Annotated in this window: 14 protein-coding genes; 5 read left to right on the top strand and 9 right to left on the bottom strand. The window is 66.5% G+C overall.

The features are described from left to right. Positions 1 to 200: 200 nt before the first annotated feature. Genes PM1_RS11695 through ftsK form a run of 6 tightly spaced genes read right to left on the bottom strand, consistent with a single transcriptional unit; the run spans position 201 to position 7696 of the window. The gene (locus PM1_RS11695) at positions 201 to 530 is read right to left on the bottom strand and encodes a lysozyme inhibitor LprI family protein (protein WP_024128659.1); all 330 of its coding nucleotides are present in this window, start codon (positions 528 to 530) and stop codon (positions 201 to 203) included. A gap of 17 nt (positions 531 to 547) precedes the next feature. Further along, a complete protein-coding gene (gene cysG / locus PM1_RS11690; RefSeq protein ID WP_009623210.1) occupies positions 548 to 1933 on the bottom strand; it encodes a siroheme synthase CysG in 1386 nt (461 codons plus the stop codon). Position 1934: 1 nt separating this feature from the next. Next, positions 1935 to 3215 carry a serine--tRNA ligase gene (serS, locus tag PM1_RS11685; RefSeq protein WP_009623213.1) on the bottom strand — a complete coding sequence of 427 codons (1281 nt, stop codon included), beginning with the start codon at positions 3213 to 3215 and terminating at the stop codon, positions 1935 to 1937. Between the two features lie 42 nt (positions 3216 to 3257). Next, complete coding sequence (locus PM1_RS11680) at positions 3258 to 4583, bottom strand: replication-associated recombination protein A (protein WP_009623214.1); 1326 nt, start codon at positions 4581 to 4583, stop codon at positions 3258 to 3260. Between the two features lie 38 nt (positions 4584 to 4621). Then, complete coding sequence (gene lolA, locus PM1_RS11675) at positions 4622 to 5245, bottom strand: outer membrane lipoprotein chaperone LolA (protein WP_009623215.1); 624 nt, start codon at positions 5243 to 5245, stop codon at positions 4622 to 4624. 12 nt (positions 5246 to 5257) lie between these two features. After that, on the bottom strand, positions 5258 to 7696 hold the full coding sequence (gene ftsK, locus PM1_RS11670) for a DNA translocase FtsK (RefSeq protein WP_009623226.1): 2439 nt from the start codon (positions 7694 to 7696) through the stop codon (positions 5258 to 5260). A gap of 193 nt (positions 7697 to 7889) precedes the next feature. Here ftsK and trxB point away from each other — a divergent pair, with 193 nt between their 5' ends. The 4 genes from trxB to infA all read left to right on the top strand — a co-directional run bounded on the left by trxB (position 7890) and on the right by infA (position 10644). Next, complete coding sequence (gene trxB / locus PM1_RS11665; protein WP_009623228.1) at positions 7890 to 8843, top strand: thioredoxin-disulfide reductase; 954 nt, start codon at positions 7890 to 7892, stop codon at positions 8841 to 8843. Between the two features lie 37 nt (positions 8844 to 8880). Beyond that, positions 8881 to 9585: a leucyl/phenylalanyl-tRNA--protein transferase gene (gene aat, locus PM1_RS11660; protein ID WP_009623231.1), complete on the top strand. Its 705-nt coding sequence runs from the start codon at positions 8881 to 8883 to the stop codon at positions 9583 to 9585. A 31-nt stretch (positions 9586 to 9616) separates the two neighbouring features. Further along, positions 9617 to 10324, top strand: a complete 708-nt coding sequence (locus PM1_RS11655) for an arginyltransferase (protein WP_009623232.1) — start codon at positions 9617 to 9619, stop codon at positions 10322 to 10324. A 101-nt stretch (positions 10325 to 10425) separates the two neighbouring features. After that, positions 10426 to 10644 carry a translation initiation factor IF-1 gene (gene infA, locus PM1_RS11650; RefSeq protein WP_002553999.1) on the top strand — a complete coding sequence of 73 codons (219 nt, stop codon included), beginning with the start codon at positions 10426 to 10428 and terminating at the stop codon, positions 10642 to 10644. Between the two features lie 88 nt (positions 10645 to 10732). Here the strand turns inward: infA and clpA are convergent, their stop codons facing one another. Together clpA and clpS are read right to left on the bottom strand one after the other, a co-directional pair. Next, positions 10733 to 13006: an ATP-dependent Clp protease ATP-binding subunit ClpA gene (clpA, locus tag PM1_RS11645; RefSeq protein ID WP_009623233.1), complete on the bottom strand. Its 2274-nt coding sequence runs from the start codon at positions 13004 to 13006 to the stop codon at positions 10733 to 10735. A 27-nt stretch (positions 13007 to 13033) separates the two neighbouring features. Further along, on the bottom strand, positions 13034 to 13396 hold the full coding sequence (clpS, locus tag PM1_RS11640; protein ID WP_024128657.1) for an ATP-dependent Clp protease adapter ClpS: 363 nt from the start codon (positions 13394 to 13396) through the stop codon (positions 13034 to 13036). 227 nt (positions 13397 to 13623) lie between these two features. On the opposite strand from clpS, the gene cspD reads away from it, so the two are divergent. After that, the gene (gene cspD / locus PM1_RS11635) at positions 13624 to 13899 is read left to right on the top strand and encodes a cold shock domain-containing protein CspD (protein WP_009623235.1); all 276 of its coding nucleotides are present in this window, start codon (positions 13624 to 13626) and stop codon (positions 13897 to 13899) included. Between the two features lie 80 nt (positions 13900 to 13979). On the opposite strand, the gene icd is transcribed toward cspD, so the two are convergent. Further along, a complete protein-coding gene (icd, locus tag PM1_RS11630) occupies positions 13980 to 15236 on the bottom strand; it encodes an NADP-dependent isocitrate dehydrogenase (RefSeq protein ID WP_009623236.1) in 1257 nt (418 codons plus the stop codon). Positions 15237 to 15620 lie beyond the last annotated feature (384 nt).

Below are 15620 nucleotides of genomic sequence, written 5' to 3'. Positions count from 1 at the left end.
CTGTCCTGAGTGGACAGTGAGTTCGGAGTCATCCTCAAAGCCCTCTCTATCCCTGCCCTTCTCGCGAGCACGGAAACGTAGGGCGTATAACCGTTCGCGGTTATACGCCGTTGGCCCGAGCATCGAAGCCAAGGACGGCAGCGCATTCGCCCCCGTAGGAGCGGGCCCTGCCCGCGATTCGCAGGTGAATAGAGCGAGGCTCAGAGCGGCTTGTCGATGCCGTCGTAGATCTTCTGCAGGGCGTCCAGGCGTTCCTGGTAGCGCTGCTTCAGGCAGGCCTTGTCGCGGCCGCAGGCGCGGCGCTGGTCCAGCCAGGCGAGTTGGGCATCGCCCATGTTGCCGCGCATGCCCATGGCGAACAGGCCGCTGAGCAGGCGGTAGGTGGTGGCCATCTGCACGTCCAACTCGGACAGCTGGCGGTCGGCGCAGATAGCCTTTTCGTCGGCGTGGCGGGCCTTCCTGCAGTCGAAGCTGGCGGCGCCGGCCGGCAAGGCGGCGGCAGCCAGGACGCAGACCGCGCCCCAGGCCATCGCCGCATGCCAAGCCTTCATTGCTGACCTTCGAACCAGGCGAGCTTGTCGCGCAGGGTGACCACCTCGCCGACGATCACCAGCGTCGGCGCGTGCACTTCATGCTCGGCGACCAGTTTCGGCAGGTTGGCCAGGGAGCCGGTGAACACGCGCTGGTGTTCGGTGGTGCCCTGCTGGATCAGCGCTGCGGGCGTATTGGCGGCGCGGCCGTGGCGTACCAGTTCCTCGCAGATCACCGGCAAGCCCACCAGGCCCATGTAGAACACCAGGGTCTGGCCCGGCGCCACCAGGTCGTTCCACGGCAGGTCGGTGCTGCCATCCTTCAGGTGGCCGGTGACGAAGCGCACCGACTGCGCGTAGTCACGGTGGGTCAGCGGAATGCCGGCGTAGGCCGCGCAGCCGCTGGCCGCGGTGATACCCGGCACCACCTGGAAGGGAATGCCGTTGGCCGCCAGTTCGTCGATTTCTTCGCCGCCACGGCCGAAGATGAACGGATCGCCGCCCTTCAGGCGCAGCACGCGCTTGCCCTGCTTGGCCAGTTCGACCAGCTTGCGGTTGATCTCGTCCTGGGGCACGGCATGGTCGGCGCGGCGCTTGCCGACGTACAGGCGGTCGGCGTCGCGGCGGCACAGTTCGAGGATGGCCGGAGCCACCAGGCGGTCGTAGAGCACCACATCGGCCTGCTGCATCAGGCGCAGGGCGCGGAAGGTCAGCAGGTCCGGGTCGCCCGGGCCCGCGCCGACCAGGTAGACCTCGCCGCGGGCCTCGGCCTGGCCGTGTTCCAGCTTGTCGGCCAACAGGCGCTCGGCTTCCGCCGGCTGCCCGGCGAGCATGCGTTCGGCCACCGGACCCTGGAACACTTCCTCCCAGAACTGGCGGCGCTGCTGCAGGTCCGGCAGGCGCTGCTTGACCGCTTCGCGGAAGCGGCTGGCCAGCCCGGCCAACTGGCCGTAGGTGGCGGGAATCCAGGTTTCCAGCCTGGCCCGCAGCAGGCGCGCCAGCACCGGCGCGTCGCCGCCGCTGGAGACCGCCAGCAGCAGCGGCGAGCGGTCGACGATGGCGGGAAAGATCACGCTGCACAGCGCCGGCGCGTCCACCACGTTGACCGGCACGCCGCGGGCGTGGGCATCGCGGGACACCTGGGCGTTCAGCGGCTCGTCGTCGGTGGCGGCGATGACCAGCACGCAGTCGCCGAGGTCGGCCTCGGCGTAGCGGCGCTCCAGCAGTTCGCCACCGCCCTGCTCCACCAGCTCGCGCAGTTCGCTGTGGACCTGCGGCGCGACCACGCGCAACACGGCGCCGGCACTGTCGAGCAGGCGCGCCTTGCGCAGGGCGACTTCACCGCCGCCGACCAGGAGTGCGCGACGCCCGCGCAGGACGTGGAACAGCGGCAGCGCATCCATCTCAGCCGATCACCTCGATGCCGCCCATGTAGGGCTTGAGCACCTCGGGCACGCGGATGCTGCCGTCGGCCTGCTGGTAGTTCTCCAGCACGGCGACCAGGGTGCGGCCCACCGCCAGGCCGGAGCCGTTGAGGGTGTGCAGCAGCTCGGGCTTGCCGGTCTCCGGGTTGCGGAAGCGCGCCTGCATGCGGCGGGCCTGGAAGTCGCCGCAGTTGGAGCAGGAGGAAATCTCGCGGTACTTGTCCTGGCTCGGCACCCAGACTTCCAGGTCGTAGGTCTTGGCCGCGCTGAAGCCCATGTCGCCGGTGCACAGGGCCAGCACGCGGTACGGCAGCTCCAGGGCCTGCAGCACCTTCTCGGCGTTGCCGACCAGGCTTTCCAGGGCTTCCCAGGACTTCGTCGGCTCGACGATCTGCACCATCTCGACCTTGTCGAACTGGTGCTGGCGGATCATCCCGCGGGTGTCGCGGCCCGAGGCGCCGGCTTCGCTGCGGAAGCACGGGGTATGGGCGACGAACTTCAGCGGCAGCTCCTTGGCGTCGAGGATCTGCCCGGCGACGATGTTGGTCAGCGAGACTTCGGCGGTGGGGATCAGGTACAGGTCGGCTTCGCCGTCGCGGCCGATCTTGAACAGGTCTTCCTCGAACTTCGGCAGCTGGCCGGTGCCCTGCAGCGCCGGCGCCTGCACCAGGTACGGGGTGTAGGCTTCCTCGTAGCCGTGCTCGCGGGTGTGCAGGTCGATCATGAACTGCGCCAGGGCGCGGTGCAGTCGGGCGATCGGGCCGCGCATCAGGGCGAAGCGGGCGCCGGACAGCCGCGCGGCGGTCTCGAAGTCCAGCCAGCCGTGCTGCTCACCGAGGGCGACGTGGTCCTGGATGGGGAAGTCGAAGCTGCGCGGGGTGCCCCAGCGGCGCACTTCCAGGTTGTCTTCTTCGTCCGCGCCGACCGGCACCGACTCATGGGGCAGGTTGGGGATGGTCAGCAGCAGGGCGTCCAGCTCGGCCTGAATGCCATCCAGCTCGCGCTTGCCGGCTTCCAGCTCGTCGGCCATGCGGTTGACCTCGGCCTTGAGCGGCTCGACGTCCTCGCCACGCTTCATGGCCTGGCCGATCGCCTTGGAGCGCGCGTTGCGCTCGGCCTGCAGGGTTTCGGTGCGGGTCTGCACGGCCTTGCGCTGGTTCTCCAGCGCTTCGATGCGCGCCACGTCCAGGGTGAAGCCACGGGCGGCGAGGCGGTCGGCCACTTCCTGCGGCTGGGTGCGTACCAGTTTGGAATCGAGCATGGTCTGTTCTCGTGTCTAGTGTCGGCGGCGTGCGGGCGCCGCTCAGGATTTTCTGCGTTTTCTCGGGCTGGCCCGGTCCAGGGCCGCCAGGTGCTTGAGCTTCTCGCCGATCTTCAGTTCCAGGCCGCGGGGCACGGGCTGGTAATACTGGCGCGGTTCGAGCTGTTCGGGGAAGTAGTCTTCCCCGGCGGCGTAGGCGTCGGGCTCGTCATGGGCATAACGATACTCCTCGCCGTAGCCGAGGTTCTTCATCAGTTTGGTCGGTGCGTTGCGCAGGTGCAGCGGCACTTCCAGCGAGCCGTTCTCGGCCACATCGCGGCGCGCTGTGTTGTAGGCGTTGTAGACGGCGTTGCTCTTCGGCGCGCAGGCCAGGTAGACGATGGCCTGGGCGATGGCCAACTCGCCTTCGGGGCTGCCCAGGCGCTCCTGCACGTCCCAGGCGTGCAGGCACAGGGTCAGCGCGCGGGGGTCGGCGTTGCCGATGTCCTCGCTGGCCATGCGCACCACGCGGCGGGCGATATAGAGCGGGTCGCAGCCGCCGTCGAGCATGCGCGCGTACCAGTAGAGCGCGCCGTCGGGGCTGGAGCCGCGCACCGACTTGTGCAGCGCGCTGATCTGGTCGTAGAAGGCCTCGCCGCCCTTGTCGAAGCGCCGGCGGCTGTCGCCCAGCAGGTTCTGCAGCAGTTCGGCGCTGATCTCGCCGCCGTCCTCGGCCAGGTCGGAGGCGTTCTCCAGCAGGTTGAGCAGGCGCCGGCCGTCGCCGTCGGCGGCGGCCATGAGGATGGCGAAGCTCTCCTCCGGCAGGCTCAGGTGGCGCTTGCCCAGGCCCTTGTCCTCGCTCAGGGCGCGCTGCACCAGCTTGCGCAGGGCGGCTTCGTCCAGGCTTTTCAGCACGTAGACGCGGGCCCGCGAGAGCAGCGCGTTGTTCAGCTCGAAAGAAGGGTTCTCGGTGGTGGCGCCGATGAAGATCAGGGTGCCGTCTTCGACGTAGGGCAGGAAGGCATCCTGCTGGCTCTTGTTGAAGCGGTGCACCTCGTCGACGAAGAGGATGGTGCGGCGGCCGTACTGCGCGGCCTGCTGCTTGGCCATCTCCACCGACTGGCGGATTTCCTTCACCCCCGAGAGCACCGCGGAGATGGTCTCGAAGTGGGCGTCGGAGACCTGCGCCAGCAGCTTGGCCAGGGTGGTCTTGCCCACGCCCGGCGGGCCCCAGAAGATCATCGAGTGCAGCGCGCCCTGCTCCAGGGCCTCGCGCAGCGGCTTGCCGCGGGCGAGCAGGTGCTCCTGGCCGACGTATTCGTCCAGGCTGGTGGCGCGCAGGCGCGCGGCCAGGGGCTGGGCTACGGGTTCGGAACGGAACAGGTCCACGCTGCTACCTCATGGGCGCCGCGCCAGGCGGCGGCCCTTCACTCCTGGATGACGTCGACGCCCTTGGGCGCTTCGAACACGAACTGCTTGGCGTCCACCGGCTGGTTCATCTTCACGTCGAAGAACAGGATGTTGGTGCGCTGGCCGACGCTGTCGATCAGTTGCATGTCGTTGACCACCCCGTTGCGGAAGGAAATCCGCAGGTTGTCGAACAGGGTGTCCTTGTCCTTCGGCTTGAGGATGAAATCGACCACGTTGCCGCCGTCCTTGCTGGTGATGTCGAAGCTCTCGTGGATCTTCGAGATGTCGCCGGAGAGCAGCAGCGCCGGGGTCTGGGTCAGGCGCTGGTCGAGCTTCTGGATGGTCACCTGCTGCAGGTCCGGGTCGTACAGCCAGATCTTCTCGCCGTTGGAGATCAGCAGTTGCTCCTGGGGCGCGTCGGTGTGCCAGCGGAACAGCCCCGGGCGCTTGAGCGCCAGGTTGCCGGCGGTCTCCTGCAGGCGGGTGCCACTGCCGTCCAGGGTCAACTGGGAGAAGCGCGCGCTCAGGGTCTGGGCCTTGCTCAGCATGGCGCTCAGGCGCTGGGTGGCGGCGTCGTCGGCGTGGGCCTGGACGCCGGCAACGGCCAGCGCAGCAAGCACGAGCATGCGGATCAGTCGCATGGAAATCCTCGATCAGTCGCGGATGGGAGCCGGCGCGACCACTTCGCGCGAGCCGTTGGTATTCATCGGGGTGACCACACCGGCCATTTCCATCGCCTCGATCATGCGCGCGGCGCGGTTGTAGCCGATCTTCAGCTTGCGCTGCACCGCGGAGATGGAGGCGCGGCGGCTCTCGGTGACGAAGCGCACGGCCTCGTCGTACAGCGGGTCGTCCTCGCTGCCCTCGCCGCCTTCGCCACCACCGCCGCCGCCACCGTCGAAGCCGCCGCCACCGCCTTCATCGGCGCCGGCGAGGATGTCCTCGATGTAGTCGGGCGCGCCGCGCAGCTTCCAGGCCTCGACCACGCGGTGCACTTCCTCGTCGGAGACGAAAGCGCCATGCACGCGGATCGGCAGGCCGGTGCCCGGCGGCAGGTAGAGCATGTCGCCGTGGCCGAGCAGCTGTTCGGCGCCGCCCTGGTCGAGGATGGTCCGCGAGTCGATCTTGCTCGACACCTGGAAGGCGATACGCGTGGGGATGTTGGCCTTGATCAGGCCGGTGATCACGTCCACCGACGGGCGCTGGGTGGCGAGAATCAGGTGGATGCCCGCGGCCCGCGCCTTCTGCGCGATACGGGCGATCAGTTCCTCGACCTTCTTGCCGACGATCATCATCATGTCGGCGAATTCGTCGACCACCACGACGATGGTCGGCAGCGTCTGCAGCAGCGGCGCCTCGTCTTCCATGCTCTCGCGGCGGTACAGCGGGTCGGTCAGCGGCGTGCCGGCTTCCTCGGCATCCTTCACCTTGCGGTTGAAGCCGGCCAGGTTGCGCACGCCCATGGCGGCCATCAGCTTGTAGCGCCGCTCCATCTCGGCGACGCTCCAGCGCAGGGCGTTGGCCGCCTCCTTCATGTCGGTGACCACCGGGCAGAGCAGGTGCGGGATGCCTTCGTAGATCGACAGTTCGAGCATCTTCGGGTCGATCATGATCAGCCGCGCGTCCTGGGGCGTGGACTTGAACAGGATCGACAGGAGCATGGCGTTCACCCCCACCGACTTACCGGAGCCGGTGGTACCGGCCACCAGCAGGTGCGGCATGCGCGCCAGGTCGGTGATGACCGGGTTGCCGCCGATGTCATGGCCCAGGGCCAGCGGCACGGTGGACTTGTGCTCGTCGTATTCCGGCGACATCAGCACTTCGGAGAAGCGCACCATCTGCCGGTCTTCGTTGGGGATCTCGATGCCCACGGTGGTCTTGCCGGGGATCACCTCGACCACCCGCACGCTGATCACCGCCAGCGAGCGCGCCAGGTCCTTGGCCAGGTTGGAGATGCGGCTGACCTTGACGCCGGCCGCCGGCTGGATCTCGAAGCGGGTGATCACCGGGCCCGGATGGACCGACTCGACCACCACCTCGACGCCGAACTCCTTGAGCTTGATCTCCAGCAGGCGCGACATGGCCTCCAGGGATTCGGGGGAGTAGCTGCGCTTCTTCTCGCCGGCCGGGTCGAGGATCGACAGCGGCGGCAGGGTGCCCTCGACAGCGGTGTCGACGAACAGCGGCGCCTGTTTTTCCTTGAGCACGCGCTTGCTGGGCTCGACCGGCTTGGGCGGCGGCGGCGCGTCGATCTTCGGCGCCGTGCGCTTCTCGCGCTCCTGCACGCTCTTGACCAGGGCTTCCTCGCGCTCGATCAGGCGCTCCTTGACCTTGGCCTGCTCGCGGCGGTCCGGCACCACGGGCGCGGCCACCTCGGCGACGCGCTCGTCCACCTCGCGCAGCTGGGCGACCAGTTGCTTGCGCTCGCTGCGCGCGCTCAACCAGCGGTTGAAGGCGTTCTGGATCAGTTCGAAGAGGTCGAGGGTGATCTTCCCGGTGACATCCATCACCTGGAACCAGGACAGGTCGGCGAACACCGTCAGGCCGAACAGGAACAGGGCGATGAACAGCAGGGTGCTGCCCTGCACGTTGAGGGCGTTCAGCGCCAGCTGGCCGAGGCTTTCGCCCACGGCGCCGCCGGCGGAGGCCGGCAGGTGGCCGCCGCCGATGTGGAAATGGATGTAGGCCAGCGCCGAGCCGGAGAGGATCAGGAACACCAGGCCGATCAGCCGCCAGGAGAACAGCCAGCCGCTGAACTCCCAGGCCATGTGGCGCTTGCGGAAGATCTGCCAGGTCTTGACCCCCAGCAGCAGCGGGAACAGGTAGGCGAAGTACCCCAGCGCGACGAAGAGGATGTCGGCGCTCAGGGCCCCCAGGCGACCAGCGGCATTCTGCACCTGCTCGACGTGGCTGGAATGGCTCCAGCCCGGATCGGACGAATCGTAGGTGAGCAGCGCCATCCACAGGTAAAGGCAGAGCGCGCCGAGCGCGATCAGGGCCCCTTCCTTCAGGCGAATGTGCAATTGCTGACGCCAGGCTGCGGCGTGGCTAGCGGTGGTCGAGTCCTTCAAAACGCGTCTATTCCTGCGCACTGGGCGCGTCCGAGAGTCATCTGGCGACAAAACGGGCCTATTGTACGGCTTTGGCCGCTCGATGCCACAGGGCCCGCCGCGGCGCCTTTTGCCGCCTTTTCCAGGTTCGGTGTAGCATAGCCCACCAAGGTTTCACGGCTGCTCAATTGGAGCATGCATTCTCTTACGTGACAAAGGCTTATGGAGTCTTTTTATGAGTGAAGTCAAGCATTCGCGCCTGATCGTCCTGGGCTCCGGCCCGGCGGGTTACACCGCTGCCGTGTACGCCGCGCGGGCCAACCTCAAGCCTGTTGTCATCACCGGCATCCAGCCCGGCGGCCAGCTCACCACCACCACCGAGGTCGACAACTGGCCGGGCGACGTCGAAGGCCTGACCGGTCCGGCCCTGATGGAGCGCATGGAGCAGCACGCCAAGCGTTTCGATACCGAGATCGTCTACGACCACATCCACACCGCCGAGTTGCAGGGCAAGCCGTTCATCCTCAAGGGCGACAGCGGCACCTACAGCTGCGACGCGCTGATCATCGCCACCGGTGCCTCCGCGCAGTACCTGGGCATGAGCTCGGAAGAGGCCTTCATGGGCAAGGGCGTCTCCGCCTGCGCCACCTGCGACGGCTTCTTCTACCGCAACCAGGTGGTCTGCGTGGTCGGCGGCGGCAACACCGCGGTCGAGGAAGCGCTGTACCTGGCCAACATCGCCAAGGAAGTGCACCTGATCCACCGCCGCGACAAGCTGCGCTCGGAGAAGATCCTCCAGGACAAGCTGTTCGAGAAGGCCAAAAACGGCAACGTGCGCCTGCACTGGAACACCACCCTGGACGAGGTCCTGGGCGACGAGATGGGCGTGATCGGCGTGCGCCTGAAGGACGTGAACAGCGGCGAGACCCGCCAACTGGACCTGGCTGGCGTGTTCATCGCCATCGGCCACAAGCCCAACACCGACCTGTTCACCGGCCAGCTGGAAATGCGTGACGGCTACCTGGTGGTCAAGGGCGGCGGCGAAGGCAATGCCACCGCCACCAGCATCCCCGGCGTGTTCGCCGCCGGCGACGTGGCCGACCACGTCTACCGCCAGGCCATCACCTCGGCCGGCGCCGGCTGCATGGCCGCGCTGGACGCCGAGAAATACCTCGACGACAGCCACTGACAGGCCCGGGGAGGGCCCCGCCCTCCCCTACCCCGCCATGCTCAGCTGGCTTTCCCGCGGCAATTTCGACTTCCCGCCCCTCGAACAGGCCCTGCACGAGCCCAACGGCCTGCTCGCGGCCGGCGGCGACCTCGATCCGCGCCGCCTGGTGGCCGCCTACCGCCACGGCTGCTTCCCCTGGTACCAGGACGACCAGCCGATCCTCTGGTGGTCGCCGGACCCGCGCACCGTACTCTTCCCCGACGAACTGCACGTTTCCCGCAGCCTGGCCAAGTGCCTGCGCCAGGGCCGCTACCGGGTGACCTTCGATACCGCCTTCGACCGGGTCATCGCCGCCTGCGCCGCGCCACGCGACTACGCAGACGGCACCTGGATCACCCAGCCGATGCAGGACGCCTACCGCCAGTTGCACCGCATGGGCATCGCCCACTCGGTGGAAAGCTGGCACGGCGACGAACTGGTCGGCGGCCTCTACGGCCTGGCCATGGGCCGGCTGTTCTTCGGCGAGTCCATGTTCAGCCGCGCCGACAACGCCTCCAAGGTGGCATTCGTCACCCTGGTGCAACATCTGCGCGCCGCCGGGTTCGTATTGATCGACTGCCAGATGCCCACCCAGCACCTGCACAGCTTCGGCGCCCGCGCCATCAGCCGTGCCGATTTCGCCAGCCACCTGCGCCGTCATCTCGACGAAACGCCGCTCTGCGACTGGCGTTCGCAAGCGGACTCGCGCGGACTGGCATAAACTTGCCAGAGGGTTATCGCGGGGGTTGACCATGACCGAACTGGCCCGACTGAAGTTCTACGCGACGCAGCCGCATCCATGCAGCTATCTGCCCGAGGAGCAGGCCACCACCCTGTTCCTCGATCCCAGCCAGCCCATGGACGCGCAGTTGTACGCCTCGTTGTCGGAAGTCGGTTTCCGCCGCAGCGGCGAGCACCTCTATCGCCCGCACTGCCAGCACTGCACCGCCTGCATCCCGGCGCGCATCCCCGCCGCGGGCTTCCAGCCCAACCGCCAGCAGAAGCGCATCATCAAGCGCAACGCCGACCTCAAGGTGCTCAAGCGCCGCCCGGCCTTCACCGAGGAGTACTACGCGCTGTACATGCGCTACATCGAGCAGCGCCACGCCGACGGCGACATGTACCCGCCCAGCCGCGACCAGTTCAGCACCTTCCTGGTGCGCGACCTGCCGTTCAGCTGCTTCTACGAGTTCCGCCTGCAGGGCCGCCTGCTCGCCGTGGCGGTCACCGACGTGCTGCCCAACGGCCTGTCGGCGGTCTACACCTTCTACGCCCCCGACGAGGAACGCCGCAGCCTGGGACGCTACGCCATCCTCTGGCAGATCGCCGAGACCGAACGCCTGGGCCTGTACGCGGTGTACCTGGGCTACTGGATCAAGAACTGCCGGAAGATGAACTACAAGACCCAGTACCGGCCGATCGAACTCTTCGTCAACCAGCGCTGGGTAGCCCTCAGCTGAAGCCGGCACGCCACTTCTGGCGTATGACGCGGATTTCAGGCACAATACTCGCCTTTTTTCAGGCCACCCAGGCCATTCATAGACACCGAGGGCTCTACTGCATGTCGAAAGAAGACAGCTTCGAAATGGAAGGCACTGTCGTCGACACCCTGCCCAACACCATGTTCCGCGTGGAGTTGGAGAACGGGCACGTCGTTACCGCGCACATCTCCGGTAAGATGCGCAAGAATTACATCCGCATCCTCACCGGCGACAAGGTTCGCGTCGAACTGACGCCCTACGACCTGAGCAAGGGTCGCATCACCTACCGCGCCCGTTGAGCGCAAGGTGAATCCGGGCCTCGGCCCGGACGAATAGCAAAACGCCCGGCATTGCCGGGCGTTTGCATTTGGGCCGCGAGGCCGACCGTCAGGCCGGCTCCGCGGTGACCACCTCGTACTCGAAGACCAGCTCGCCGTCCTTCAGGTCGATGTGCGCCACGCCGCCGTGCTCGGCCAGTTCGCCGAACAGGATCTGCTCGGCCAGGGGCCGCTTGATCTTGTCCTGAATCAGCCGCGCCATCGGGCGCGCGCCCATCTGCGGGTCGTAGCCCTTCTCCGCGAGCCAGTTGCGCGCCACGTCGCTGACCTCGAGCTGGACGCGCTTGTCCTCCAGCTGCGCCTGCAGCTCGGTGAGGAACTTGTCGACCACGCTCTTGATCGTCTCGTGGCTGAGCCGGCCGAACTGGATGATGGTGTCCAGGCGGTTGCGGAACTCCGGCGTGAAGCTCTTCTTGATCACTTCCATGGCATCGCTGGCGTGGTCCTGCTGGCTGAAGCCGATGGAGGCCCGCGCCGCGGTTTCCGCGCCGGCGTTGGTGGTCATGATGACGATGACGTTGCGGAAGTCCGCCTTGCGCCCGTTGTTGTCGGTCAGGGTGCCGTGGTCCATCACCTGCAACAGCAGGTTGAAGACTTCCGGGTGGGCCTTCTCGATCTCGTCCAGCAGCAGCACGCAGTGCGGCGTCTTGGTGATGGCCTCGGTGAGCAGGCCGCCCTGGTCGAAGCCGACGTAGCCCGGAGGGGCGCCGATCAGCCGCGACACGGTATGCCGCTCCATGTACTCGGACATGTCGAAGCGCACCAGCTCCACGCCCATCGCCTTGGCCAACTGGCGGGCGACCTCGGTCTTGCCCACCCCGGTGGGGCCGGCGAAGAGGAAGGAGCCGACCGGCTTGTCCGGCGACTTCAGGCCCGCGCGGGACAGCTTGATGGCGGTGGACAGCGACTCGATGGCCACATCCTGGCCGAACACCGTCAGCTTGAGGTCGCGCTCGAGGTTGCGCAGCAGCTCCTTGTCCGAGCTGGTGACGTGCTTCGGCGGAATCCGCGCGATCTTCGCCACTATGTCCTCGACCTGGGCCACCTCGATGCGCTTCACGCGCTTCTCTTCCGGCTGCAGGCGCTGGTAGGCGCCGGCTTCGTCGATGACGTCGATGGCCTTGTCCGGCATGTGCCGGTCGTTGATGTAGCGCGCGGCCAGTTCGGCGGCGGCGCGCAGGGCCTCGTCGCTGTACTCGATGTGATGGTGCTGCTCGAAGCGCGGCTTCAGCCCCTTGAGGATGCCCACGGTGTCTTCCACCGACGGCTCGGTGACGTCCACCTTCTGGAAGCGCCGCGCCAGGGCCCGGTCCTTCTCGAAGATGCCGCGGAATTCCTGGAAGGTGGTCGAGCCGATGCAGCGGATTTCCCCGGAGGACAGCAGCGGCTTGAGCAGGTTGGACGCGTCCATCACCCCGCCGGACGCCGCGCCGGCGCCGATGATGGTGTGGATTTCGTCGATGAACAGCACCGCGTGCGGGCGCTTGCGCAGCTCGTTGAGCAGCGCCTTGAAGCGCTTCTCGAAGTCGCCGCGGTACTTGGTGCCGGCCAGCAGCGCGCCCAGGTCCAGGGAGTAGACCACGCTGTCGGCCAGCAGGTCCGGTACCTGGCCGTCGACGATGCGCTTGGCCAGGCCTTCGGCGATGGCGGTCTTGCCGACGCCGGCCTCGCCCACCAGCAGTGGGTTGTTCTTGCGCCGCCGGGCGAGGATCTGCGCCACGCGCTCCACCTCGGCCTCGCGGCCGACCAACGGGTCGATGCGGCCCTGGCGCGCCAGGTCGTTGAGGTTGCTGGCGTAGGCGTCCAGCGGGTGGCTGGAGGTGGAGGACTCGCCGCCCTCCTCGTCCTGCATTTCCTGGTCGCTTTCCGGGTGCTCGGCATGGCCCGGCACCTTGGAGATGCCGTGGGCGATGTAGTTCACCACATCTATACGGGCCACGCTCTGCTGCTTGAGCAGGAACACCGCCTGGCTCTCCTGCTCGCTGAAGATCGCCACCAGCACGTTGGCGCCGGTCACTTCGCGCTTGCCCGAGCTCTGCACGTGGAACACGGCGCGCTGCAGCACGCGCTGGAAGCCCAGGGTCGGCTGGGTCTCGCGGTCCTCGTCGTGCTGCGGGATCAGCGGCGTGGTGGAATCGATGAATTCCTGCAGATCACGACGCAGCTTGTCCAGGTTCGCCCCGCAGGCGCGCAGCACCGTGGCCGCCGCCTCGTTGTCCAGGAGCGCCAGCAGCAGGTGCTCGACGGTCATGAACTCATGCCGTTTTGCCCGCGCTTCCTTGAAGGCGAGATTGAGGGTGACTTCGAGCTCTCGATTCAACATGGCTTCACCTCGCTCCAAACATCCGCATCAGCTTTCTTTCTCAATCTCACACAACAGTGGATGCTGGCTCTCCCTCGCATATTGATTGACCTGCATGGCCTTGGTCTCGGCGATGTCACGGGTGAACGTGCCGCAGACCGCCTTACCTTGAGTATGTACCGTCAACATGACCTTGGTCGCCTGCTCCCGGTTCATGTTGAAGTACAGCTCCAGTACCTCTACCACGAAATCCATCGGCGTGTAGTCATCGTTGAACATGATGACCCTGTACATCGGCGGAGGTTTCAGGGCCGGCTTGGATTCCTCGACCGCAAGCCCGGCCCCCTCTTCCTCGAGGGGATCGGGACGGTCCTGATTGAATGTTAGTCGAATCTGGCTACTTGCATGCATGCTGGAATAAATGGGTTCGCAACGTGGGAATTAAAGGCCTGAGTGGAGTTTGACCGGAATCTCAGGCACGGACGAGAGCGCCTTGACTAACCCCGAAACGGTGTTACAAACAAAGGATACCCCACAGCGGGTATCAGGCGTTCTGCGGCCCTGGAACCTCTGGGGCTGGAGCGGAATCGTAGTGGATGATACTCCAGCGATGGAGTCCTTTGCAGAGGGATATCAGCATGCTCAGCGGTAAGGTCAAGTGGTTCAACAACGCCAAGGGCTATGGATTCATCCTGGCCGACGGCCGAGATGAGGACCTGTTCGCTCATTACTCGGCAATCCAGATGGATGGCTACAAGACGCTCAAGGCCGGCCAGCCGGTCAGCTTCGAGATCCTGCAAGGTCCGAAGGGTCTGCATGCGGTGAACATCCAGCCGATCGGCGCCGGCGCGCCGGCCAGCACCGCCCAGGCCAGCCCCAGCAGCGAGGTGCAGAGCGTCACCGCAGAAGCCTGATTCCCCCTGCCCCGCCATTTCCGGCGAAGCGATGAAGAAAGGCCGGTGAGAACCGGCCTTTTTTCGTTGTCTCACGCCCGTTACATCCTGGCGATCATGGCCTCGCCGAACTCCGAGCAGGACACCAGCTTGGCGCCGTCCATCAGCCGCTCGAAGTCGTAGGTCACGGTCTTGGCCGCGATGGCGCCGTTCATCCCCTTGATGATCAGGTCGGCCGCCTCGGTCCAGCCCATGTGGCGCAGCATCATCTCGGCGGAGAGGATCAGCGAGCCGGGGTTGACCTTGTCCTGCCCGGCGTACTTGGGCGCGGTGCCGTGGGTCGCCTCGAACATGGCCACCGAATCCGACAGGTTGGCCCCCGGCGCGATGCCGATGCCGCCCACTTCTGCCGCCAGGGCATCGGAGAGGTAGTCGCCGTTCAGGTTCAGGGTGGCGATCACGTCGTACTCGGCCGGGCGCAGCAGGATCTGCTGCAGCATGGCGTCGGCGATCACGTCCTTGACCACGATGTTCTTGCCGGTCACCGGGTTCTTGAACTGCATCCAGGGGCCGCCGTCCAGCAGCTCGGCGCCGAACTCCTCGCGGGCCAGCTCGTAGCCCCAGTCCTTGAAGGCGCCCTCGGTGAATTTCATGATGTTGCCCTTGTGCACCAGGGTGACCGAGCTGCGGTCGTTGTCCACGGCGTACTGCAGGGCCTTGCGCACCAGGCGCCTGGTGCCGTCGCGGGAGACCGGCTTGATGCCGATGCCGCAGTTCTCGGTGAAGCGAATCTTCTTGACGCCCATCTCCTCGGTGAGGAACTTGATGACCTTCTCGGCCTCGGGCGAACCGGCCTTCCACTCGACGCCGGCGTAGATGTCCTCGGAGTTCTCGCGGAAGATCACCATGTCCACGTCGCCGGGCTTCTTCACCGGGCTGGGCACGCCCTCGAACCAGCGCACCGGGCGCAGGCAGACGTAGAGGTCGAGCTGCTGGCGCAGGGCCACGTTGAGGGAGCGGATGCCGCCGCCGACGGGGGTGGTCAGCGGGCCCTTGATGGACACCACGTAGTCGCGCACGGCTTCCAGGGTCTCTTCGGGCAGCCAGGTGTCCTGGTCGTAGACCTGGGTGGCCTTCTCGCCGGCATAGACCTCCATCCAGGCGATCTTGCGCTGTCCGCTGTAGGCCTTTTCCACTGCCGCATCGACGACGTCGATCATGACCGGACTGATGTCCACGCCGATGCCGTCGCCTTCGATGTAGGGAATGATCGGGTTGTTCGGTACCTTCAGGGAATTGTCGGCATTGACGGTGATGCGCTCACCTGCGGCCGGCACCTGGATCTTCTGGTATCCCATGCTGAACTCCGTGCTGTGGTTGAACCTCAGGGACCAGCCCCGCTTCGTCGCGGCGTGACGGGAACAGGCCCGGGTTCCTGAGGGTAGCCCAGTTGCCGGCCCCTAACCACAATCTTATGCCTTAGTCTAAAAGCCGTGGGTGCGTCACCCCGCCGCGAGAGTGGTATACTGCGCGCCGTGACTTCACAGTCATCGAGGTCCGAGCCGTCTGGGACCAGACCCCCTCCCCTCGCAACGGCCACGTCGCCACCCTGACGCGGTCGTACAACGCTCTACTGGCGCCCCTATATCCCCGCGGCAATTCTCGAATGCCGGCACCTTGCCGTGTCGGACGAAAGCGCCCACCAAGGCGTATCGAGACTCTGTGCGCGCCCAGCAAAGAAG

Origin of the sequence: Pseudomonas sp. M1, assembly GCF_022760135.1 — a bacterium.
Taxonomy (GTDB): domain Bacteria; phylum Pseudomonadota; class Gammaproteobacteria; order Pseudomonadales; family Pseudomonadaceae; genus Pseudomonas; species Pseudomonas citronellolis.
Note: the sequence above shows the minus strand (reverse complement) of the source record. Positions and strands in the feature narration are given on the sequence as shown.

Bases quoted from the DNA above. Each gene is read 5' to 3' on its own strand.
- PM1_RS11655 (WP_009623232.1), top strand. From the start codon at position 9,617: ATGACCGAACTGGCCCGACTGAAGTTCTACGCGACGCAGCCGCATCCA.
- cspD (WP_009623235.1), top strand. From the start codon at position 13,624: ATGCTCAGCGGTAAGGTCAAGTGGTTCAACAACGCCAAGGGCTATGGA.
- aat (WP_009623231.1), top strand. From the start codon at position 8,881: ATGCTCAGCTGGCTTTCCCGCGGCAATTTCGACTTCCCGCCCCTCGAA.
- clpS (WP_024128657.1), bottom strand. From the start codon at position 13,396: ATGCATGCAAGTAGCCAGATTCGACTAACATTCAATCAGGACCGTCCC.
- clpA (WP_009623233.1), bottom strand. From the start codon at position 13,006: ATGTTGAATCGAGAGCTCGAAGTCACCCTCAATCTCGCCTTCAAGGAA.
- icd (WP_009623236.1), bottom strand. From the start codon at position 15,236: ATGGGATACCAGAAGATCCAGGTGCCGGCCGCAGGTGAGCGCATCACC.
- lolA (WP_009623215.1), bottom strand. From the start codon at position 5,245: ATGCGACTGATCCGCATGCTCGTGCTTGCTGCGCTGGCCGTTGCCGGC.
- cysG (WP_009623210.1), bottom strand. From the start codon at position 1,933: ATGGATGCGCTGCCGCTGTTCCACGTCCTGCGCGGGCGTCGCGCACTC.
- infA (WP_002553999.1), top strand. From the start codon at position 10,426: ATGTCGAAAGAAGACAGCTTCGAAATGGAAGGCACTGTCGTCGACACC.
- trxB (WP_009623228.1), top strand. From the start codon at position 7,890: ATGAGTGAAGTCAAGCATTCGCGCCTGATCGTCCTGGGCTCCGGCCCG.
- serS (WP_009623213.1), bottom strand. From the start codon at position 3,215: ATGCTCGATTCCAAACTGGTACGCACCCAGCCGCAGGAAGTGGCCGAC.
- PM1_RS11695 (WP_024128659.1), bottom strand. From the start codon at position 530: ATGGCCTGGGGCGCGGTCTGCGTCCTGGCTGCCGCCGCCTTGCCGGCC.